Raw genomic sequence first — 21,495 nt, 5'->3', positions numbered from 1 at the left:
GCTGGTTCGGTTCTATTGAGAATGTAACTGAAACAATGCAGGGAAAGCGTTCTTACGAATAGTACAAATCATCGCGACTGACTTGAAAAATTTCAAGTCACAACAAGACAAAATAAAATTTCAGGTTAATTTCGCCTCTACAAAAAATGCTCAGAAAACACCTTTCAATAAAGTAATATAAATAATAACCATGCATCTTTTATAGCAGACAATATTATCCTTGCACCTCTTCGAGAAGCCGCCGTCCGTGAGACGGCTGAGGCGCATCGACAGGGCCCATAGCATATGAAAACCCGTATCGCCCTTCAATTAGCGACACAGCTTTGTTATCCAAGAAGCTCTTAATTTAACGATTGCACAAATGGCATCGGATCCCATCGCGAAACCATCTCTTGGTTAACCTGTCTTGGCTCTTGATTTCATCCCCGCGATCCATCATGCCAATGGTCAACAAAACTTACCACATGAGGCAGCACAGATGTCCAACATCGTTGAAATCGCCGATCTGAAGCGGCTTGCCCGGCGCCGGGTTCCGAAAATGTTCTTCGACTATGCGGATTCTGGTGCCTGGACCGAGTCGACCTATCGCGCCAATGAAAGCGATTTCGGCAAGATCAAGCTGCGCCAGCGCGTTCTTGTCGATATGACGAACCGTTCGCTCGAAACGACGATGATCGGCGAAAAGGTGGCGATGCCCGTTGCGCTTGCGCCGACCGGCCTCACCGGTATGCAACATGCCGACGGTGAAATGCTGGCGGCGCAGGCTGCGGAGGCTTTCGGCGTTCCCTTCACCTTGTCCACGATGAGCATCTGCTCGATCGAGGATGTCGCCTCGGTGACGAAAAAGCCGTTCTGGTTCCAGCTCTATGTGATGAAGGATCGGGACTTCGTGAAGAACCTGATCGGTCGCGCCAGGGCCGCGGGCTGCTCGGCATTGGTGCTGACGCTTGACCTGCAAATCCTCGGCCAGCGCCATAAGGATATTCGAAACGGCCTGTCCGCTCCGCCGAAATTCACGCCGAAGCATATCTGGCAGATGGCGACCCGCCCGGCATGGTGCCTTGGTATGCTGGGGACGCAGCGCCGCACCTTCCGCAACATCGCCGGTCACGCCAAGAACGTGACGGACCTGTCGTCGCTGTCTTCATGGACCGCCGAACAGTTCGACCCGCAGCTCAACTGGAGCGATGTGGAGTGGATCAAGGAGCAATGGGGCGGCAAGCTGATCCTCAAGGGCATTCTTGACGTCGAAGACGCAAAAATGGCCGCAAAAACCGGGGCCGACGCGATCATCGTGTCGAACCATGGCGGTCGCCAGCTTGACGGTGCGCCTTCGTCCATCTCCATGCTGAAACCGATTGTCGATGCAGTCGGCGACAAGATCGAGGTCCATGTCGATGGCGGCATTCGCTCCGGGCAGGACGTATTGAAGGCCCGCGCGCTCGGCGCACAGGGCGTGTTCATCGGGCGTCCGTTCCTCTACGGCCTCGGCGCCATGGGCAAGGAAGGCGTGTCGCTGGCGCTGGAGATCATCCGCAAGGAACTGGATATCACCATGGCGCTCTGCGGCAAGCGCGACATCGAGGACATCGACGCTTCCGTGCTACACTCGGTCGAGCTTTAAGTGTCTGAATCAAAAAGCGGCAGGCCGCGGCGAAAATGGTGACTTCGAGAACCGGAGCGCAACTTACTTAAAGGTACGTGAGCCTAGGCAAGCGCAGAAATTGCCATTTGCAGCCCGGCATGGCGGCTTTTGGGTCAGACACTATCGTGTGGACGGTGCTTTGGACAATAGCACCGTCCGGATGGCGAAGCTGGAATGGATACGTGCCACGCCCGGCAGGCGTGACAATATTTCCTTATGGATGATCTCGTAAGCCGCGGCGTTTTCAGCTTCGACGCGCAGGATATAGTCGGCATCGCCCGTCATCAGATAACATTCCTGCACTTCCGGGTGGCGACGCATCGCCTCCTCGAAGCGATTGAGATATTCCTCCGTCTGCCGGTCGAGCGTGATACGCACGATGGCGACCAGCTTTTCGTCGCCGCCCGACGAGCCGACTATGGCCGTGTAGCCGCGAATGACGCCGCTCTCTTCCAATATCTGCACCCGACGCAAACACGCCGATTGCGAAAGCCCGACTTCGGCCGCAAGCTGGCTGTTGGTCATGCGACCGTCACGGCGCAGGCAGCGAATGATATTGCGATCTATATTGTCAAGCGTTGCCATGCAGATTCCACGAAGATTAAGCTAAAACATGCGCAGGATATGCAGAAATTCGCATAATCTACGACAAATAGCAAAGATATTCGAATAGTCTTCGACTATCATGGGCGCTCCTCCCCGAGGCCCGGATGACCAGCCTCGAAGGACGAGAACAACAGGCGTCACGCATTGGATATGGCAACTATGTCGATGCATTTTTCCAAAGAGCAGAGCGACCTCGCAGCCGGTGGCGTATTGACCATCGACCTTGCGGCTTTGCGGCACAATTATACCGCGGTTGCGCGGCGCATCGCGCCAACCCGTGCGGCGGCGGTGGTCAAGGCCGACGCCTATGGTCTTGGCGCCAATCGTGTTGCTCCAGCCTTCTATGAAGCGGGTTGCCGCGATTTCTTCGTCGCGCATCTGGGTGAGGCCATCGTTCTGAAGCCAGCATTGAAGCCCGACGCCACGCTTTATGTGCTGAACGGCCTCCAGCCCGGCACGGAAGCTGCCTGCGCCCGTGAAAGTATCGTACCGGTTCTCAATTCGCTGGAACAGGTCGAAAACTGGGCCGCGCTCGCCGCCGCCAACGGCAAAAAGCTGCCCGCGCTTCTGCAGGTCGATACCGGCATGTCGCGCCTTGGCCTCTCGGTGCAGGAACTCGACCAACTCGCAGACAATCTTTCGCTGCTCGATGGCATCGACGTGCGCTTTATCATGAGCCATCTGGCGAGCGGCGACGAACCGGAAAATCCGGCCAATGCCCGCCAGCTTGCTGCCATGCGCGCAGCATTGGCGCGCCTGCCGAAACTTCCCGTGGCTTTCGCCAATTCGGGCGGCAGTTTTCTCGATAAATCCTATCACTTCGATCTCGCTCGCCCCGGCGTCGCGCTTTACGGCGTCGGGCCCAATACCGGCGACAACCCGATTCTACCGGTGCTCACCCTTTCGGCGCGGGTCATTCAGGTCCGCGACGTCGATAAGGGCGCAGCCATCGGCTATGGCGGCACCTATATCGCCCGGGGACCGATGCGGGTTGCCACCATCGCGGTCGGTTATGCCGATGGCTGGTTCCGCTCTCTCAGCAACAAGGGTTCGGCCTTTTACGGCGAAACGCGCCTGCCGGTCATCGGTCGGGTGTCGATGGATTCCATCACGCTCGACGTCAGCGCATTGCCTGCGGACACGCTCAGGCTTGGTAGCCTCGTTGAACTGATTGGCCCGCATCAGCGTCTGGAAGATGTAGCCCGCGACTGCGACACGATCCCCTATGAAATCCTGACCGCGCTCGGCAACCGTTATGCACGTGTTTACGTGGAACGCGGTACGGGCGGCGCAAAAGCATAAGACAAGAGGCGAACATGCAGATCATCATCCTCGGCAGCGGCGTCATCGGCGTCACGACGGCCTATTATCTGGCCAAGCTCGGCCACGAGGTAACTGTCGTCGATCGCGAAGAAGGTCCGGCGCTGGAAACCAGCTTCGCCAATGCCGGTCAGGTTTCGCCCGGCTACGCTTCGCCTTGGGCTGCGCCCGGCATTCCGTTCAAGGCGGCAAAATGGCTGTTCCAGAAACATGCGCCGCTCGTCCTGCGCCTGACCCGCGATCCGGCTCAGTATATCTGGCTCCTGCAAATGCTCGCCAATTGCACGGACAGCCGCTACAAGGTCAACAAGACCCGCATGGTGCGCGTTGCCGAATATGCCCGTGAGTGCCTCATCGATCTGCGCAAGGATACCGGCATCGAATACGACCAGCGGTCGCAGGGCACGCTTCAGCTCTTTCGCGAGCAGTACCAGTTCGACGGCATCGGCAAGGATATCGAAGTGCTGCGTCAGGACGGCGTACCGTTCGAAGTGCTCGACCGCGACGATTGCGCCAAAGCGGAACCCGCGCTTGCTCATGTGAAGGACAAGTTCGTCGGCGGCCTGCGCCTGCCCAATGATGAAACCGGCGACTGCTTCAAATTCACCAATGCGCTGGCAAAAATTGCCGAGGGGTTGGGCGTGAAATTCCGCTTCGGCGTCACCATCAAGTCCCTGCTCATGTCCGGCGGCAAGGTATCTGGTGTGGAAACGTCCGAAGGCATTCTCACCGCCGACCGCTATGTCGTGGCACTTGGCAGCTACACGCCCGCGCTCGTCAAATCGCTTGGCCTCAATGCGCCGATCTATCCGGTCAAGGGCTATTCGATCACCGCGCCGATTATCGATGAAGATCGAGCTCCGGTCTCGACCGTGCTGGACGAAAGCTACAAGATCGCCATCACCCGTCTCGGTGACCGCATTCGCGTCGGCGGCATGGCCGAAGTCTCCGGTTTCACCGACAACCTGCCCGCCGCCCGCCGTGCGACGCTCGATCTGTCGGTCACCGACCTGTTCCCCGGCGGAGATCTGAAAGCTGCGACCTTCTGGTCGGGCCTGCGTCCGATGACGCCGGATTCCACGCCGATCATCGGCGCGACGCGCTACGACAATGTCTTCATCAATGCCGGTCACGGCACGCTCGGTTGGACCATGTCCTGCGGCTCCGGCAAGTTGCTTGCCGACCTGATTTCCGGCAACAAGCCGGATATCCGTGCCGACGATCTCGGCATTTCGCGTTATAGCTAAACCGCTATCCCTGCGCGCCGTCAAAAGCTTGGCGGCGTGCAGGCGCTGACGACTTCGCAGGGCAACGGTCCGACGCAACGGAACCGGTGTGGCAGCTTGCTGGAAAAGTAATAGGCGTCGCCCGGCCCCAGAATACGGCGGTCGGCACCGACCGTCACTTCGATACGCCCCGAAATGACGATGCCGCCCTCCTCGCCCTCATGCATGAGAAGCACTTTTCCCGTATCGGAACCGGGCTCGTAGCGCTCCTTCAATATTTGCAGGGAACGCGAAAACAGATGGTCGCCCACCTGGCGATAGGAAATCGGTCCCTTGCCGATTTCCACCAGATCCTCGGCCTGATAGAATACCTTGTGCGGCGCATCCGGCTCCAAAGCGAAAAACTCGGCCATGCCGATGGGTATGCCGTCGAGAATGCGCTTGAGCGCCCCCACCGACGGATTGGACTGGTTGGCTTCGATCAAGGATATGGTGGAGTTGGTCACACCCGCCCTTTTGGCAAGCTCGCGCTGCGACAGATTCTGTCTCATGCGCACATAGCGCAGTCTCCCGCCGATATCGATGCTCATCGAACGTTCCCTTGCTGTTTATGATGTTCGATATAAAGCAATTATGCATTTGCAACCATATGATTTCAATAGCTTGAACTTTTCAAGAAAAGGACTTGTTGCCTGTCGCAAAGCGTGGCCTGCTGCGGCAAACAGGAGGATACGATGCTCACCAAAACCAACGCGCCAAGCCTTGAGAATTTCTGGATGCCGTTCACGGCGAACCGGCAGTTCAAGGCGGCTCCCCGCCTGCTCGCAAGCGCTTCGGGCATGTATTACACCGATGTCGATGGCAATCAGGTGCTCGACGGTACGGCGGGTCTTTGGTGCTGCAATGCAGGCCATGGCCGCAAGCAGATCACGCAGGCCGTCGAACGTCAGATTTCCACCATGGATTTCGCGCCCACCTTCCAGATGGGCCATAACGTGGCCTTCGACTTCGCCGAAAAGCTCGCCGCCATAGCGCCGGGTGGACCGGACGCAAAGCTCGACCGCGTATTCTTCACCAATTCCGGTTCGGAATCGGTCGATACGGCGCTGAAAATCGCCATTGCCTATCAGCGCGCCATCGGTCAGGGCACCCGCACCATGGTTCTGGGCCGCGAGAAAGGCTATCACGGCGTCGGCTTCGGCGGCATTTCGGTCGGCGGCCTGGTCAATAACCGCCGCGTCTTCCCGCAAATTCCGGCCGATCATCTGCGCCATACGCTCGATATCGAGCGCAACGCCTTCTCCAAGGGGCTGCCCGCGCATGGCATCGAACTGGCCGACGATCTCGAACGTCTGGTCCAGCTTCATGGCGCCGAAAAGATCGCCGCCGTCATCGTGGAACCGATGTCCGGTTCGGCTGGTGTCATCCTGCCGCCCAAGGGCTATCTGGAGCGCATCCGCGCCACCGCCGACAAGCACGGCATTCTCCTGATTTTCGATGAAGTCATCACCGGTTTCGGTCGTCTCGGCACGCCCTTTGCTGTCGATTATTTCGGGGTCGTTCCCGATCTCGTTACCACCGCCAAGGGCCTGACCAATGGCGCGATCCCGATGGGCGCGGTCTTTGCAAGCCGCAAGGTGCATGATGGCCTGATGACAGGGCCGGAAAACGCCATCGAACTGTTCCACGGCTACACCTATTCCGGCCATCCGGTCGCTTCCGCCGCCGGTCTTGCCACGCTGGAAATCTACGCCGAGGAAGGGCTTCTGACGCGCGGCGCCGACCTTGCCGATCACTGGCAGGAAGCGCTCCATTCGCTGAAAGACGCACCGAATGTCATTGACATCCGCAATCTCGGGCTCGTTGGCGCAATCGAACTTTCGTCCCGCAAGGATGCGCCGGGCGCCCGCGCCTATGACGTCTTCGTGGATTGCTTCAAGAAGGGTCTTCTGATCCGCGTAACCGGCGATGTGATTGCATTGTCACCGCCGCTGATCGTGGAGAAGGAACAGATCGACACCATCGTTTCCGTTCTGGGCGATGCAATCAAACGCGCAGCCTGACCGACACCCGGGTCATGCTGTATTTGGCCGCCGCTGTACCACGCGGCGGCTTTTTTCTTCTTTCGCCTCTTGCGCCACTCACCCTTGCGATGGTGTGAATTTCGCCACCAGCGCATGACTGTCGCCCGGATAGGTGAAGCGCACATGCGTCACCGGCTGACCCGTATTCCACGTCTGGCGCTCGATCACCAGACACGGGGCCCCGACCGCGATGCCCAGCATCTCGGCCTTGTCCGGCGTGGGCGCTACGGCGCGGATGGAATGCTGCGCATTGCTCCACGGCACACAGGCGACCAGCCACGGGCCGGGCGAGTTCTCGGCAAAATCGGTCTCCGCCGCCGTGGGCACGGCAGTGAGGCTAATGATGCGTTCTTCCAGCGCAAAGACGCGCTTGCCCGCATGGTGACGGCACAGAAGCTCGACTATCGGCGTGTGTCGCGGAATATCGAGCAGCTTCGCATCGGCAGGACCGCTCAGCCTGTCCCAGCGTTTCATGAGTTCGAAACGGTAGGGCAGCCCAAGCGCGGCAACTTCCTCCTTGATGTCGTGGATTTCCAGGATGGCCGCCTGCGACTGCGGAAACGAAACGAAGCTGCCGGACTTGCGCTTCCGCTCGATCAGCCCTGCCTTGGCAAGCTGCGTCAGGGCCTTGTTTACGGTCATGCGCGAACAATTGTAATATTCGGTCAGTTCATGCTCGAACGGAATGCGATGGCCTGGCGCCCATTCGCCCGACAGAATGCGCGATTCGATATCGTCCAGTATTCGCTGATGCAGCGAAAGAACCGGTTCGTCTCCCGCAATAGCCTCTCCGCCAGCCATGAAGTCTCCTGTCAGGCGAGCAATTCGCCGATTGCCTTCTGGAAAGCACGCTCCGCTTCATCGCGCAAGCGGTGACGCCCGCCTTCCACCTGTTTGACCCCGCGCACCCAGACGTCACCGACCTTGCCCCGGCCTGCGAAAATCCAGCCATCCAGAATGGGATCGCCCCTCGCATGGGGCAGACGTTCCACATCGAGCGAGACAAGATCGGCCGATGCGCCCGGCTTCAATCCATCTTCCGCGCGTCCCATCGCGATATGACCGCCGGTGAGCGCGCCGCCGAACACGGCGCGGCCTGTCGAACCCGCGTTCTCGGCCAGCACATTGCGCGCGCGGTGCCGCAGGCGCAGCGAATATTCAAGCTGGCGCAACTCGTCGCCAATGCCGATCAGGACATTCGAATCCGAACCGACGCCGAACCTGCCCCCGGCAGAAGCGAAAACCGTGGCATTGAAAGCGCCATCCCCCAGATTGGCTTCCGTCACCGGGCAAAGCCCGGCAATCGCGCCTGTTCCGGCCATGTCGACCGTTTCGGCATCCGTCATGTGGGTGGCGTGGATCAGGCACCAGCGCGCGGATAGCTCCTGATTGTCCAGAAGCCATTCCACCGGGCGCTTGCCCGACCATGCGATGCAGTCCTCGACTTCCTTCACCTGCTCGGCAACGTGAATATGCACCGGCGCCGCGGGCAAGAGCTTTGTCACGACGGCAAGTTCCTCCGGCGTAACGGCGCGCAGGCTGTGCGGCGCAACGCCCAGCACAGCCCCATCGAAACCGGCAAGCGCCTTCTGGCAACCTTCGACCAGCCGCGCAAAACGTTCGGGATCGTTGATGAAGCGCCGCTGGCCCTCATTGGGTGCCGCGCCGCCGAAGGTGGAATGCGCATAGAAAACCGGCAGCAGGGTCAGCCCCATTCCGGCCCTGGCCGCAGCCGAGACGATCCGGTCCGCCATTTCCGAAATATTCGCATAGGGCGCGCCGTCCCGGTCGTGGTGAAGATAATGGAACTCGCCCACACGGGTAAAGCCCGCTTCCAGCATGTCGACATAAAGCCTGAGCGCCACGGCCTCGGCCTGTTCGGGCGACATGGTCAGCGCGAATTTATACATGACATCGCGCCAGCTCCAGAATGAATCGGCCGACGGGCCGCGCCGCTCGGTCAGCCCCGCCATCCCATACTGGAAAGCATGGCTGTGCAGGTTCGGCATACCGCTTACGATCGCCGCATGGCGCTCATCGTCTGCCCCGGCGGCAGCGCCCGTTTCGAGCGAAACGATCTTTCCGCCGTCGATGCCGATGCGAACGTCCTCCGCCCAGCCAGTTTCCAGAAGTGCCTGACCGGCATGGATAAAATGCGCCCTGGACGATGCTTCCGACATTCTGGACCTCTCCTCAATTTCGTTCATGCGCGGCGCAATCTTTCAACAGCTCGCTCCCTCGCGCATTTTTTTCTTGGCTGTTTCTGTAATATGTATATACATTATAAAAAAACAGGGGAAGCGAGAAAACGCTCATGTCGGACAAAACGAGCTATATTTTTACCAATGCCCGTATCGCCACGCTGGACGAGAAGGCACAGGGCATCGGCCTGATCGGCACCCCGACCGCAGGGGCAGCACTTGCCATCCGTGATGGTCGCATCGCCTATGTCGGCCCTGAAGCCGACCTTCCCGCCGGTTATTCCTCCTATGAAAAACTTGACTGCGGAGGCAGGTTAATCACGCCGGGCCTGATCGATTGCCATACGCATCTGGTTCATGCGGGCAATCGCGCTCATGAATTCGAACTGCGGCTGAACGGCGCGACCTATGAAGAGGTTGCGCGGGCGGGCGGCGGCATCGTCTCTTCCGTCCGCAACCTGCGCGCGGCCAGCGAGGACGATCTGGTGCGCGAGACGCTTCCGCGCCTCGACGCGCTGATTGCCGAGGGCGTCACCACCGTCGAGGTGAAATCCGGCTACGGTCTGGATACGGAAAGCGAGATGAAATCACTGCGCGCCGCGCGCCGTCTGGCGCAGGAGCGCGATGTCGCGGTCCGCGCCACCTTCCTTGGCGCACATGCCCTGCCGCCCGAAATGAACGGCGACAAGACGGCCTTCATAGACAAGATCGTCAGTGAAATGCTTCCGGCAATCGCGAAGGAAAAGCTTGCCGATGCCGTAGATGGCTTCTGCGAGGGCATCGCATTCCTGCCCGACGAAATCGCTCGCGTTTTCGATGCCGCAAAGGCGCACGGCCTGCCGGTCAAGCTCCATGCCGACCAGCTTTCCAACCTGCACGGCGCCGCGCTCGCCGCATCCTATGGCGCGCTTTCGGCAGATCATCTGGAATATACGGACGCGGAAGGCGCGGCGGCCATGGCCCGCGCCGGAACCGTCGCCGTGCTTCTTCCGGGCGCCTATTATTTCATCCGCGAAACGCAGAAGCCCCCGGTCGAGGCTTTCCGCACCGCGGGCACCAAAATGGCGCTTGCCACGGACAATAATCCGGGCACTTCGCCGCTGACATCGCTGCTGCTCACCATGAATATGGGCGCAACGCTGTTCCGCATGACAGTCGATGAATGCCTTGCCGGCGTTACCCGCGAAGCCGCGCGCGCACTGGGCATTCTCGACCAGACCGGAACGCTTGCCATCGGCAAGGATGCCGATCTCGCCATCTGGGACGTCGAGCGGCCCGCCGAACTCGTCTATCGCATCGGCTTCAACCCGCTGTGGAAGCGGGTTTTCAAAGGCCGAATCTAACCATCCGCAACGGAGCCTGCCATGACCATCATCCTCAAGCCCGGTTCTGTCCCGCTCGCAACGCTGGAACAGATTTATCGCGGCAATCTTGCGGTCCGCATCGATCCTTCGTTCCATGCGGGCGTCGAGAAGGCCGCAGCCCGCATCGCGGAAATCGCGGCGGGCGACGAGCCGGTCTATGGCATCAACACCGGCTTTGGAAAACTCGCCTCGATCCGTATTGCGGCAGGCGATGTGGCCACCCTGCAACGCAACCTCATCCTGTCGCATTGCTGCGGCGTCGGCGAACCGTTGTCGAAAGACATCGTGCGCCTTGTCATGGCGCTCAAGCTGATCTCGCTCGGGCGCGGCGCTTCCGGCGTGCGGCTTGAAGTCGTCACCCTCATCGAGGATATGCTGGCCAAAGGCGTGATCCCGATGATCCCGGAAAAAGGCTCGGTCGGCGCATCCGGCGATCTCGCGCCGCTCGCTCACATGGCGGCCGCCATGATCGGCGAAGGCGAAGCCTTCTATCAGGGCGAGCGCCTGCCCGGCGCAACAGCTCTGTCAAGGGCCGGTCTCAAGCCGGTCGTGCTCGCCGCCAAGGAAGGGCTTGCACTCATCAACGGCACACAGACCTCGACAGCGCTGGCGCTGGCCGGTCTTTTCCGCGCGCACCGCGCTGCGCAGACGGCTCTGATTACCGGCGCATTGTCCACCGACGCCGCCATGGGCTCGGATGCACCGTTCCATGAGGAAATCCATACGCTGCGCGGCCATAAGGGCCAGATCGACGCTGGCCGGGCATTGCGCTGTTTGCTCGAAGGTTCCGTCATCCGCCGGAGCCACCTCGAAGGCGACCAGCGCGTACAGGACCCCTACTGCATCCGCTGCCAGCCGCAGGTCGACGGTGCCTGCCTCGACATTCTGCGACAGGCCGCGCGCACTCTGGAAATCGAGGCCAATGCCGTCACCGACAATCCGCTGGTTCTCTCCGACGGGCGGGCCGTTTCGGGCGGTAATTTCCATGCCGAACCGGTTGCCTTCGCCGCAGACCAGATTGCGCTTGCGATCTGCGAAATCGGGGCCATCGCCCAGCGCCGCATCGCGCTTCTGGTCGATCCCGCGCTCTCCTTCGGCCTACCGGCGTTTCTCGCCCGTAAACCGGGCCTCAATTCCGGCCTGATGATCGCGGAAGTCACGTCCGCCGCTCTGATGAGCGAAAACAAGCAGATGGCACATCCGGCCTCGGTCGATTCCACGCCCACCTCCGCCAATCAGGAAGACCATGTCTCCATGGCTTGCCATGGCGCACGCCGTCTTTTGCAGATGACCGCCAATCTCAACGCCATTATCGGCATCGAGGCGCTAACCGGAGCGCTTGGCGTCGAACTGCGCGAGCCGCTGACCACCAGCCCCGAACTTGCCGGGGCCATCGCAGCCCTGCGTGCGAAGGTGCAGACGCTGGAAGAAGACCGTTACATGGCCGACGACCTGAAGGCCGCCGCCGAACTGGTCGTCGACGGTACGCTCGCGGGCGTCGTTTCGGACGGCATTCTGCCATCGCTGGAGGCATGATCATGAGCGCTTTCGAAATTCGTCAGGGAACCTCACCCGTCATTCTGGGACTGCCGCATACGGGTACGGACGTGCCCGAGGATATTTTTGCGCGTCTCAACGACAACGGCAAAATCCTTGCCGATACCGACTGGCACATCCACCGGCTTTACGATGGCCTGCTCGACGATGCCACGGCTGTGCGCGCCACCTTCCATCGTTATTGCATCGATGCCAATCGCGATCCGGCGGGCGTCAGCCTCTACCCCGGCCAGAATACGACCACGCTGATACCGGAAACCGATTTCGACGGCGTGGCGATCTGGAGGGATGGCGAGGCACCGACGCAAGCTGACGTCGCCGAGCGCATGACGCGCTTCCACACGCCCTATCACAAGGCGCTCGCCGCCGAGATCGAGCGCGTGAAGGCGATCCACGGCGTCGCGATCCTCTATGACTGCCATTCGATCCGCTCGCATATCCCGTTCCTGTTCGAAGGCAGGTTGCCGGATTTCAACATCGGCACCGACATGGGCAGGACCTGCGATCCGAAATTCGAAGCGGCGGCGGTCGAAATCACCGGCAAGGCCGAAGGCTTCACGTCGATCCTCAACGGCCGTTTCAAGGGCGGCTGGACGACGCGCCATTACGGCAGACCGGAAACGGGCGTCCACGCCATCCAGATGGAGCTTGCCCAATCCACCCATTTGGCGACCGAAGCCGTTCCCTTCGCCTATGACGAAGCCAAAGCGGACAAGCTTCGCGCGCCTCTCAAAACCCTATTGCAGCGGCTGGAATCGATTGCCGCCGAACTCGAATCCTGAGGAGAACACCATGTCCAATCCCCGTCATAACGAACGCGAAGTCCGCGCGCCCCGCGGCGACGAACTGAATGCGAAAAGCTGGCTGACCGAAGCGCCGCTCAGAATGCTGATGAACAATCTCGACCCGGACGTGGCCGAGCGCCCGCATGAACTGGTGGTCTATGGCGGCATCGGACGCGCGGCGCGCACATGGGACGATTTCGACCGCATCGTGGCGACGCTGAAGACGCTCAACGACGACGAAACCCTGCTGGTGCAGTCGGGCAAGCCGGTCGGCGTGTTCCGCACCCACAAGGACGCTCCGCGTGTTCTGATCGCCAATTCCAATCTCGTGCCACACTGGGCGACCTGGGATCATTTCAACGAACTGGATAAGAAGGGTCTCGCCATGTACGGCCAGATGACCGCCGGTTCGTGGATCTATATCGGCGCGCAGGGCATCGTTCAGGGCACCTACGAAACCTTTGTCGAGGCCGGTCGCCAGCATTATGACGGCAACCTCAAGGGCAAGTGGATTCTGACCGGTGGCCTTGGCGGCATGGGCGGCGCACAGCCTCTCGCGGCCGTCATGGCGGGCGCCTGCTGCCTTGCCGTCGAATGCGACGAAACCCGCGCCGACTTTCGCCTGCGCACCCGTTATGTCGACGAGAAAACCCACAGCCTCGATGAAGCGCTGGCCAGGATCGACGCATGGACCAAGGCAGGCGAAGCCAAGTCCATCGCCTTTATCGGCAATGCTGCGGAAATCTTCCCGGAACTCGTCAAGCGCGGCGTGCGGCCCGACATCGTCACCGACCAGACCTCCGCGCACGATCCGGTGCATGGCTATCTGCCGATCGGCTGGACGGTCGCCGAATGGCGCACCAGACAGGAAAGCGATCCGAAAGGCGTTGCAAAAGCCGCTCGCGCCTCGATGAAGGTGCAGGTTCAGGCCATGCTCGATTTCTGGAACGCCGGTATACCGACTGTCGATTACGGCAACAATATTCGCCAGATGGCGCTCGAAGAAGGGCTGGAAGACGCGTTCGCCTTCCCCGGCTTCGTGCCTGCCTATATCCGTCCGCTGTTTTGTCGCGGCATCGGCCCGTTCCGCTGGGCTGCCCTTTCGGGCGACCCGGAAGATATCGCAAAGACCGATGCCAAGGTGAAAGAACTGCTGCCGGACAACAAGCACCTGCACAACTGGCTCGACATGGCGAAGGAACGCATCGAGTTCCAGGGCCTGCCCGCGCGCATTTGCTGGGTCGGCCTCGGCGACCGTCACCGCCTCGGCCTCGCCTTCAACGAAATGGTCAGGAATGGCGAACTGAAAGCGCCCATCGTGATCGGTCGCGACCATCTCGATAGCGGCTCCGTCGCCTCGCCGAACCGCGAAACCGAAGCCATGAAGGACGGCTCGGACGCAGTGTCCGACTGGCCGCTGCTCAACGCCCTGCTCAACACGGCATCGGGCGCAACCTGGGTATCGCTCCATCACGGCGGCGGCGTCGGCATGGGCTTCTCCCAGCATTCGGGCATGGTCATCTGCTGCGACGGCACCGACGATGCGGCGCGGCGCATCGAGCGGGTCCTCTGGAACGACCCGGCAACCGGCGTGATGCGCCATGCCGATGCGGGCTACGACATAGCGCTCGACTGGGCGAAGCAGCAGGGTCTGCGCCTGCCCGGCATCCTCGGCAACTAAGTCTCGACATCAAAGGCGACCCTTTCGCGGGGCCGCCTTTTTTCATTGTAAAAACACATATATACAGGGGAATATCAATGACAGACACTACTCTTGACCGCAAGGAAAGCTCACGCGGCTCCGCCGCGCTGAAACTGATCCTATACAGTTTCATAGGCATCTTCTTCTTTTTCGTACCCGTCACCATCGGCGGAAAATCGACGATCCTGCTCGACCATGCCGCAACCGCGATCGCGACGCAGCTTCGTCCCTTTGCGCTGGCCTTCGTCTGCCTGCTGATCGCCTATGGTGCATTTGCGCCCTTCATCACCGGCAAATGGAAGACCAATCTCACGGAAACGATCTTCTCGGTCCTGCGCGTCGTCGGCTTCGTGCTGGCCTGCATGTATCTGGCAGGCGTCGGCCCGGCCGCGTTCTTCACGCCCGACATGCTGCCGTTCCTGTTCGACAAGCTCGTCCTGTCGGTCGGGCTGATCGTTCCGATCGGCGCGCTGGCGCTCGCCTTTCTCATCGGCTACGGCCTGCTCGAGTTTACCGGTGTCATCGTCCAGCCGGTCATGCGTCCGGTCTGGCGCACGCCGGGCTGGTCGGCCATCGATGCCGTCGCCTCTTTCGTCGGCAGCTATTCGCTCGCGCTCCTGATCACGGATCGCGTCTACAAGGAAGGCAAATATAGCGCGCGCGAAGCGGCGACCATCGCCACCGGCTTCTCCACCGTTTCCGCCACCTTCATGATCATCGTCGCCAAGACACTTGGCCTGATGGATAGCTGGAACCTTTATTTCTGGTCCACCTTCTTCGTTACCTTCATCGTGTCGGCCATCACGGCGCGTCTCTGGCCGCTCGCCCGCATGAACCATCCGGGCGATCGCGACACGCCGCTGCCCGCAGGCAAGGGCCGTATCGAAACCGCAATCGATACCGGCATCAGGCAGGCGCAGAGCGCACCGAAGCTTCTGCCGCTGTTATGGACGACTTTCCTCGACGGCCTACGCATGGCCGCAATGATCCTGCCAAGCATCATGGCCGTCGGCCTTCTCGGTCTGCTTGCCTCCAAATACACGCCGATCTTCGACATTCTCGGCCTCGCGCTCTATCCCTTCACCTGGATCGCGCAACTGGCCGATCCGATGCTCGCCGCCAAATCGATCGCCTCGGGCCTTGCTGAAATGTTCCTGCCCGCCATTCTGTTGAAGGACGGGGATGTTGTCCTGAAATTCGTGGCGGCGGTGGTTTCGGTCAGTCAGGTCCTGTTCCTCTCGGCCTCGATTCCCTGCGTGCTGGCAACATCGATCCCGTTGAAGTTCCGCGACCTGATCGTGATCTGGTACATTCGCACGGCGCTCAGCATCCTGCTCGCCGCACCGATTGCGCTCTGGGCGGCATCGCAGGGATGGCTCGGCTGATGATCGCAGTCCTGAAAGCGCAGACCCATCGCCGTATGCCGTGGAAAAACGGCGGCGGCGTTACGGTCGAAATCGCCATCCATCCGGCAGGCGCGTCAGTCGATGATTTCGACTGGCGCGTTTCCATGGCGACCGTCGCAAGCGACGGTCCCTTCTCCATCTTCTCCGGCATCGACCGTACGCTGTCGGTGCTGGAAGGTGACGGCATCGTGCTCGATGTCGAAGGACAGGAAACGACCCTCACCCGCCAGAGTGCACCGCTCTCTTTCCCTGCCGATGCGCGCTGCGGTGCGCGCCTGACAGGCTCGGCCATTACCGATCTCAATGTCATGACGCGGCGCGACCGGTTCACCCACAGCGTACAGCGGCTGACGGTCAACGGCGCCGTGCGGGCAGTCGCTGACGGCAATCCTGCCCTCCTTTTCTGCGCGGAAGGCCAGGTCGATCTTGCGGTCGCCCCGGACACGACCCGTCTGGATAAATACGACTGCGCGGTGCTCACCGACATTGACGCAATGCCCATCGAAATCGGGGGCAACGGAACCGCATTTCTGATCTCCCTTGCGGCGACCCGGTGAAAACCGTTTCAAAATAGCTGTTTCCCGTCGCAGTCCGGTGGCTTATGAAAGGGGCGACATTTGTCACGCCCCTTTCGTTTCAGGACTCATCCATCATGGCCGTATCTTCCGAAGAACTTGAAAACCGTATCGTTTATGTCAACGGCGAATATGTCTCCGCCCGCGATGCCCGCATTTCCATCTTCGACCGGGGTTTCCTGTTCGGCGACGGCATTTATGAAGTAACCGCCGTGCTGGAAGGCAAGCTCGTCGACAGCGAGCCGCATATGCGCCGCCTGCGCCGTTCGACCGGCGAAATCGGCATTCCGATGCCGATGAATGAAGACGAGATCGTGGAGATCGAGCGCGAACTGGTACGCCGCAACAAACTGACCGAAGGACTTGTCTACCTGCAAGTCACGCGGGGCGACGGGCGCGACCGCGACTTCGTGCCTGCAAAGGGTGTGAAACCATCGGTAGTCCTGTTCACGCAGGCGACATCGCTTCTCGACAAGCCCGTTCTCAAGACCGGTGCGCATGTACTGTCTCTGGACGATCTGCGCTGGAAGCGCCGCGACATCAAGACGGTCTGCCTGCTGCCGCAGGCGCTCGCCAAGGAAATCGCCAAGAATGCCGGTTGCGACGAGGCATGGATGATCGAGGACGGCTATGTGACCGAAGGCGCTTCTTCCACCGCCTATATCGTGACGCAGGACGATGTCGTCGTTACACGCCCCAACAGCAACGCCATCCTACCCGGCTGCACACGCCTGTCGCTTCTGCAACTGATCGCCGAAACCGGCATGAAACTGGAGGAGCGCCTCTTCACCATCGATGAAGCCTATGCGGCGAAGGAAGCCTTTCTCACCAGCGCCGGAACCTTCATCACCCCGATCACGGTGATCGATGAGAAAACCATCGGCGGCGGCAAGCCCGGTCCGATTGCCCAGCGCCTGCGCGAAATCTATCTCGACCACGCGCGCCGCACGGCGATCTGACGCCAAAACATTGACCCGAAAACGGAATGGCTTTCGGGTCAATATAAATTCTAGTGGTTATCTCGCGGCAGGCCGCGCGTATGCGCGATATCCTGATATTTGACCGCGTTTTCCAGAACCGCGCCGGTTTCCATCTGGCCAACGACAGCGCGCTGGATTTCCTGCCACGGGGTCTGGCTTTCCGGATATTTGTAGCCGCCTGCGGCCTCCAGCGCCTTGCGGCGTTCCGCCAGTTCCTCATCTGAAATCATGATATCCGCCGTGCCGCGACCCAGATCGATACGCACGCGGTCGCCGGTCTTCAGCAGCGCCAGACCGCCGCCTGCGGCGGCTTCCGGCGAGGCGTTGAGGATCGACGGCGAACCCGACGTGCCCGACTGGCGACCATCGCCGATGCATGGCAGCGAGGTGATGCCCTTCTTCAGGAGATAGTCCGGCGCGCGCATATTGACGACTTCGGCGGCACCCGGATAGCCGATGGGGCCTGCGCCGCGCATGAACAGCACCGTATGCTCGTCGATTTCCAGCGAAGGATCGTCGATGCGATGATGATAATCCTCCGGTCCGTCGAAAACGACCGCCTTGCCTTCGAAGGCGTTCGGATCCTTGTCATCAGCAAGATAGCGGTTGCGGAATTCTTCCGAAATGACGCTCAGCTTCATGATGGCCGATGAAAACAGATTGCCGCGCAGCACCCGGAAACCCGCATGTTTCTTGAGCGGCGCATCGAACGGCTTGATGACCTTGTCGTCTTCGATGGCAGCACCCTTGCAGTTTTCACCCATCGTCCTGCCATTGACGGTCAGCGCATCCTCGTTGATGAGGCCCTGCCCCATCAGCTGATTGACCACCGCAGGCACGCCGCCCGCATGATAGTAGTCTTCACCGAGATATTCGCCGGCGGGCTGGAGATTGACCAGAAGCGGGATTTCCTCACCGTATTTCTGCCAGTCATCGACGGTCAGTTCCACGCCGACATGGCGCGCCAAAGCGTTGAGATGGATCGGCGCATTGGTCGAACCGCCGATGGCGGAATTGACGCGGATTGCGTTGACGAAGGCATCCTTGGTCAAAATGTCCGAAGGCTTCAGGTCTTCATGCACCATTTCAACGATGCGGCGGCCCGTCAGATAAGCCACTTCCTGACGGTCGCGGTAAGGCGCGGGAATGGCCGCCGAACCGGGAAGCTGCATACCGAGCGCTTCGGCCAGCGAATTCATGGTCGTCGCCGTGCCCATGGTGTTGCAATAGCCGGTCGATGGAGCCGAGGAAGCCACCAGCTTCACAAAACCCTGATAGTCGATCTCGCCCTTGGCGAGCAATTCACGCGCTTTCCAGACGATCGTGCCCGAACCCGTGCGCTCGCCCCGGAACCAGCCATTGAGCATCGGACCGACCGACAATGCAATCGCCGGGATATTGACCGTTGCCGCAGCCATGAGGCAGGCCGGCGTGGTCTTGTCGCAGCCGATCGTCAGCACGACGCCATCGAGCGGATAACCGTAGAGGACTTCCACAAGGCCAAGATAGGCAAGGTTGCGGTCGAGACCCGCTGTCGGGCGCTTGCCGGTTTCCTGAATCGGATGAACCGGAAACTCGATCACGATGCCGCCCGCTTCGCGAATGCCTTCGCGGACCCGCTTTGCCAGCTCCAGATGGTGACGGTTGCAGGGCGAAAGGTCCGAGCCGGTCTGCGCGATGCCGATGATCGGACGGCCCGATTGCAGTTCCTCCTGGCTCAGGCCGTAATTCATGTAACGCTCCAGATAGAGCGCGGTCATGTCGACATTGTCCGGATTGTCGAACCATGCGCGCGAGCGGAGCTTTGGCATTTTGGGAGAAACGGGCTTGTTCATTTCATTGTCCTGCATGGGTGAGAGACCGCCTCGCGGTCCCGGTTCCTGATCTGCCTTTACCATTCCGGGCCTCTCCCCGGAATGCTCAATCTTCGAATGCTTCGACCGCGTGCCGCTTTCCGAACAGGAAGGCATCGGCCACATGGGTCAGCGGAGCGAGATCGACATCCGAACGCCCCGCACCGATCAATTGCACGAAACGCTTGTAAAGTCGTTGATATTCCCGGTCGGGTTCGGCCATCTTCCCGGTTCCTGCAATCGCCAGGCGGCTGCCGCCATGACTGAGCAGAAGCAGGCCCTTGTCGGTTTCGACACGAATGTCCCATGTCTGCGGGCCGGTCTGACGCCAGTCGAGTTCGAACGCGACCGGCTTGCCGCTCTCGGTCTGGAATTTGAGGTCGGCGGCAATGGGGGCCGCACGGTTCCGTGGAAAATAGAGATCGGACTGCGTCAGGAAAAAGCGTTCCGGCAAGATATGCGTCACGATGGACAGCGCATTGATGCCGGGATCGAACACGCCAAGCCCACCCGGCTCCCATATCCATTGCTGGCCGGGATGCCAGTGGCGCACATCTTCCTTCCAGGTGACCGAAACCGAACGGATTTCCGCTTCCTTCAGAAACTCCCGCGCCGGCTCGACGGCTGCGGCCTCGCGCGAATGCCATGTCGCGTAAAGTGTCACCCCTTCCGCTCCCGCCAGCCGTTCAAGCGCCTGCACTTCCGAAAGTGTGGCGCCCGGAGGTTTTTCCAGCATCACATGCTTGCGGGCTTTCAAAGCGGCGTAAGCCTGTTGAAAACGTCCCTGCGGCGGCGTGCACAGCGATACGGCATCGACGGCGACATCGGAGGCCAGCAATTCGTCGATATCGTGAAAGGACGGCAGGCCGTCCAGCCCCGCATTGCGGCTTGCAATGGCTTTCAGCTCGATGCCGTCGACGGCCTCAATGGACGGCAGATGCTGGTCGCGCGCAATCTTGCCAAGGCCGATGATTGCAAGCGCGATGTTTGACGAAGCTACCATTTTCAAAGCGCCTTTACGGCGATCTTTTCCGCCGCCGCTTGCCCCAGTCTATTGACCAGCGGATAGCGGAACGGCTTCGCGGAAATCTCGAACCGGTCCCCCGCCTCGGTCTTCACGCCCTCGGAGAAAGACAGGGTCGCCGTGCCGAAGAAATGCACATGAATGTCGCCTGGGCGGCGGAACAGCCCATATTTGAAATGATGATGCTCCAGATTGGCTATTGCGTGCGACATGTTCGCTTCGCCCGACAGGAACGGCTTTTCGAAGATCACGTCATGACCACGGAGGATGCGCGAGACGCCCTCCACATGATCCGGCAGCGCACCCACGTAAAGCTCCGGCCCAAGCGATGCCTGGCGCAGCTTGGAATGGGCAAGCCAGAGATAATTCTGTTTCTCGGTCACATGGTCGGAAAACTCGTTGGCGAGACAGAAGCCGAGGCGAAACGGTGTTCCGTCCGGCCCGATCAGATAAATACCTGCCAGTTCCGGTTCCTCACCGCCATCTTCCGCAAAAGACGGCGAGATGAGATCGCCGCCCGTTGCGACCAGAGCCGAACCGTCGCCCTTGTAGAACCATTCCGGCTGCACGCCGGTTTCGCCGGGCTTCGGCTTGCCGCCCTCGACCCCCATCAGGAACATCCGCATGGAATCGGTCGGCTTTTCGGCGGCCTGCGCCGCCTTGTGCATCTTGTCGCGACCATCGGCAGAGCCAAGATGCGTCAGGCCGGTCCCGGCAACGATGAGATGCGCCGGATCGGCGTGGGTGATGGGCAGGCCGACGCGCCCCGCAGCCAGTGCCGCATCGATATCGACGGCTTCGCCCTTTCCGTTGCGCTCCACCTGTTCGTCAAGCGTCATACCGGCGGCAATCGCTTTCCAGGCCAGCTCGTAGGTCGTCGCCGCCCCCTTGACGACATGCGCCAGCCCTTCGTCATCGCAAGCAGCCACACGCATTTCTCCGCGTTCGTCGCGGAACTGGACCAGACGTAACATTAAACCTCCCATTTTCCGCAAAATCCTTTGCGGAACTCACTCCGGCAGCCTGAATATCTCGCCCGCCACTGAACTGCTATTCGCGTTATTAATATGACTATTTTGCCGCGACCCGCTTTGTCAAGCAAACCGCTTCGCGCCTTGGCCCGCGCCCACGATCCAATGACCGCAAGCCTATTACAACAGATTGTTC

Annotated in this window: 18 protein-coding genes; 11 read left to right on the top strand and 7 right to left on the bottom strand. The window is 60.5% G+C overall.

Annotated features, from left to right (window positions below; genetic code table 11):
• The first annotated feature begins 478 nt into the window (after positions 1–478).
• Positions 479–1,624, top strand: coding sequence for an alpha-hydroxy acid oxidase (locus FHS76_RS15160; RefSeq protein WP_183654371.1), 1,146 nt, complete (start codon positions 479–481; stop codon positions 1,622–1,624).
• A gap of 141 nt (positions 1,625–1,765) precedes the next feature.
• Here FHS76_RS15160 and FHS76_RS15155 read toward each other — a convergent pair whose 3' ends face one another.
• Positions 1,766–2,230: an Lrp/AsnC family transcriptional regulator gene (locus FHS76_RS15155; RefSeq protein WP_183654367.1), complete on the bottom strand. Its 465-nt coding sequence runs from the start codon at positions 2,228–2,230 to the stop codon at positions 1,766–1,768.
• A 171-nt stretch (positions 2,231–2,401) separates the two neighbouring features.
• On the opposite strand from FHS76_RS15155, the gene alr reads away from it, so the two are divergent.
• Positions 2,402–3,553 (top strand): alanine racemase, encoded by a 1,152-nt coding sequence (gene alr, locus FHS76_RS15150; RefSeq protein ID WP_183654436.1) that lies wholly within the window; start codon positions 2,402–2,404, stop codon positions 3,551–3,553.
• A gap of 14 nt (positions 3,554–3,567) precedes the next feature.
• On the top strand, positions 3,568–4,818 hold the full coding sequence (locus tag FHS76_RS15145) for a D-amino acid dehydrogenase (protein ID WP_183654365.1): 1,251 nt from the start codon (positions 3,568–3,570) through the stop codon (positions 4,816–4,818).
• A gap of 20 nt (positions 4,819–4,838) precedes the next feature.
• Here FHS76_RS15145 and FHS76_RS15140 read toward each other — a convergent pair whose 3' ends face one another.
• Positions 4,839–5,387 carry a cupin domain-containing protein gene (locus FHS76_RS15140; RefSeq protein WP_183654362.1) on the bottom strand — a complete coding sequence of 183 codons (549 nt, stop codon included), beginning with the start codon at positions 5,385–5,387 and terminating at the stop codon, positions 4,839–4,841.
• Positions 5,388–5,531: 144 nt separating this feature from the next.
• On the opposite strand from FHS76_RS15140, the gene FHS76_RS15135 reads away from it, so the two are divergent.
• Positions 5,532–6,860 (top strand): aspartate aminotransferase family protein, encoded by a 1,329-nt coding sequence (locus FHS76_RS15135; protein ID WP_183654359.1) that lies wholly within the window; start codon positions 5,532–5,534, stop codon positions 6,858–6,860.
• A 78-nt stretch (positions 6,861–6,938) separates the two neighbouring features.
• On the opposite strand, the gene hutC is transcribed toward FHS76_RS15135, so the two are convergent.
• Together hutC and FHS76_RS15125 are read right to left on the bottom strand one after the other, a co-directional pair.
• Entirely contained in the window at positions 6,939–7,682 is a 744-nt protein-coding gene (gene hutC / locus FHS76_RS15130; RefSeq protein WP_183654356.1) for a histidine utilization repressor, read from the bottom strand.
• Positions 7,683–7,693: 11 nt separating this feature from the next.
• Positions 7,694–9,061, bottom strand: coding sequence for a formimidoylglutamate deiminase (locus FHS76_RS15125; protein ID WP_183654354.1), 1,368 nt, complete (start codon positions 9,059–9,061; stop codon positions 7,694–7,696).
• 134 nt (positions 9,062–9,195) lie between these two features.
• Between FHS76_RS15125 and hutI the strand changes: the two genes are divergently transcribed.
• The 7 genes from hutI to FHS76_RS15090 all read left to right on the top strand — a co-directional run bounded on the left by hutI (position 9,196) and on the right by FHS76_RS15090 (position 17,430).
• Positions 9,196–10,425 (top strand): imidazolonepropionase, encoded by a 1,230-nt coding sequence (hutI, locus tag FHS76_RS15120; protein ID WP_183654351.1) that lies wholly within the window; start codon positions 9,196–9,198, stop codon positions 10,423–10,425.
• Between the two features lie 21 nt (positions 10,426–10,446).
• Positions 10,447–11,982 carry a histidine ammonia-lyase gene (hutH, locus tag FHS76_RS15115; RefSeq protein WP_183654348.1) on the top strand — a complete coding sequence of 512 codons (1,536 nt, stop codon included), beginning with the start codon at positions 10,447–10,449 and terminating at the stop codon, positions 11,980–11,982.
• Positions 11,983–11,984: 2 nt separating this feature from the next.
• Positions 11,985–12,785, top strand: a complete 801-nt coding sequence (gene hutG / locus FHS76_RS15110; RefSeq protein WP_183654345.1) for an N-formylglutamate deformylase — start codon at positions 11,985–11,987, stop codon at positions 12,783–12,785.
• Between the two features lie 10 nt (positions 12,786–12,795).
• Positions 12,796–14,469, top strand: coding sequence for a urocanate hydratase (hutU, locus tag FHS76_RS15105; protein WP_183654341.1), 1,674 nt, complete (start codon positions 12,796–12,798; stop codon positions 14,467–14,469).
• Between the two features lie 77 nt (positions 14,470–14,546).
• Positions 14,547–15,875, top strand: coding sequence for a YjiH family protein (locus tag FHS76_RS15100; protein ID WP_183654338.1), 1,329 nt, complete (start codon positions 14,547–14,549; stop codon positions 15,873–15,875).
• Positions 15,872–16,453, top strand: coding sequence for a HutD/Ves family protein (locus tag FHS76_RS15095; protein ID WP_183654433.1), 582 nt, complete (start codon positions 15,872–15,874; stop codon positions 16,451–16,453). The genes FHS76_RS15100 and FHS76_RS15095 overlap by 4 nt, the downstream gene beginning before the upstream one ends.
• A 95-nt stretch (positions 16,454–16,548) precedes the next feature.
• Entirely contained in the window at positions 16,549–17,430 is an 882-nt protein-coding gene (locus tag FHS76_RS15090) for a D-amino-acid transaminase (RefSeq protein WP_183654335.1), read from the top strand.
• A 50-nt stretch (positions 17,431–17,480) separates the two neighbouring features.
• Here the strand turns inward: FHS76_RS15090 and FHS76_RS15085 are convergent, their stop codons facing one another.
• From FHS76_RS15085 to araD1, 3 genes are all read right to left on the bottom strand, one after another.
• Positions 17,481–19,286: an IlvD/Edd family dehydratase gene (locus tag FHS76_RS15085; protein WP_183654430.1), complete on the bottom strand. Its 1,806-nt coding sequence runs from the start codon at positions 19,284–19,286 to the stop codon at positions 17,481–17,483.
• Between the two features lie 85 nt (positions 19,287–19,371).
• On the bottom strand, positions 19,372–20,307 hold the full coding sequence (locus FHS76_RS15080; RefSeq protein WP_183654332.1) for a Gfo/Idh/MocA family protein: 936 nt from the start codon (positions 20,305–20,307) through the stop codon (positions 19,372–19,374).
• Between the two features lie 2 nt (positions 20,308–20,309).
• The gene (gene araD1 / locus FHS76_RS15075) at positions 20,310–21,302 is read right to left on the bottom strand and encodes an AraD1 family protein (protein ID WP_183654329.1); all 993 of its coding nucleotides are present in this window, start codon (positions 21,300–21,302) and stop codon (positions 20,310–20,312) included.
• Positions 21,303–21,495 lie beyond the last annotated feature (193 nt).

The sequence above is a fragment of the Brucella daejeonensis genome, from assembly GCF_014199265.1.
Lineage (GTDB): Bacteria > Pseudomonadota > Alphaproteobacteria > Rhizobiales > Rhizobiaceae > Brucella > Brucella daejeonensis.
Note: the sequence above shows the minus strand (reverse complement) of the source record. Positions and strands in the feature narration are given on the sequence as shown.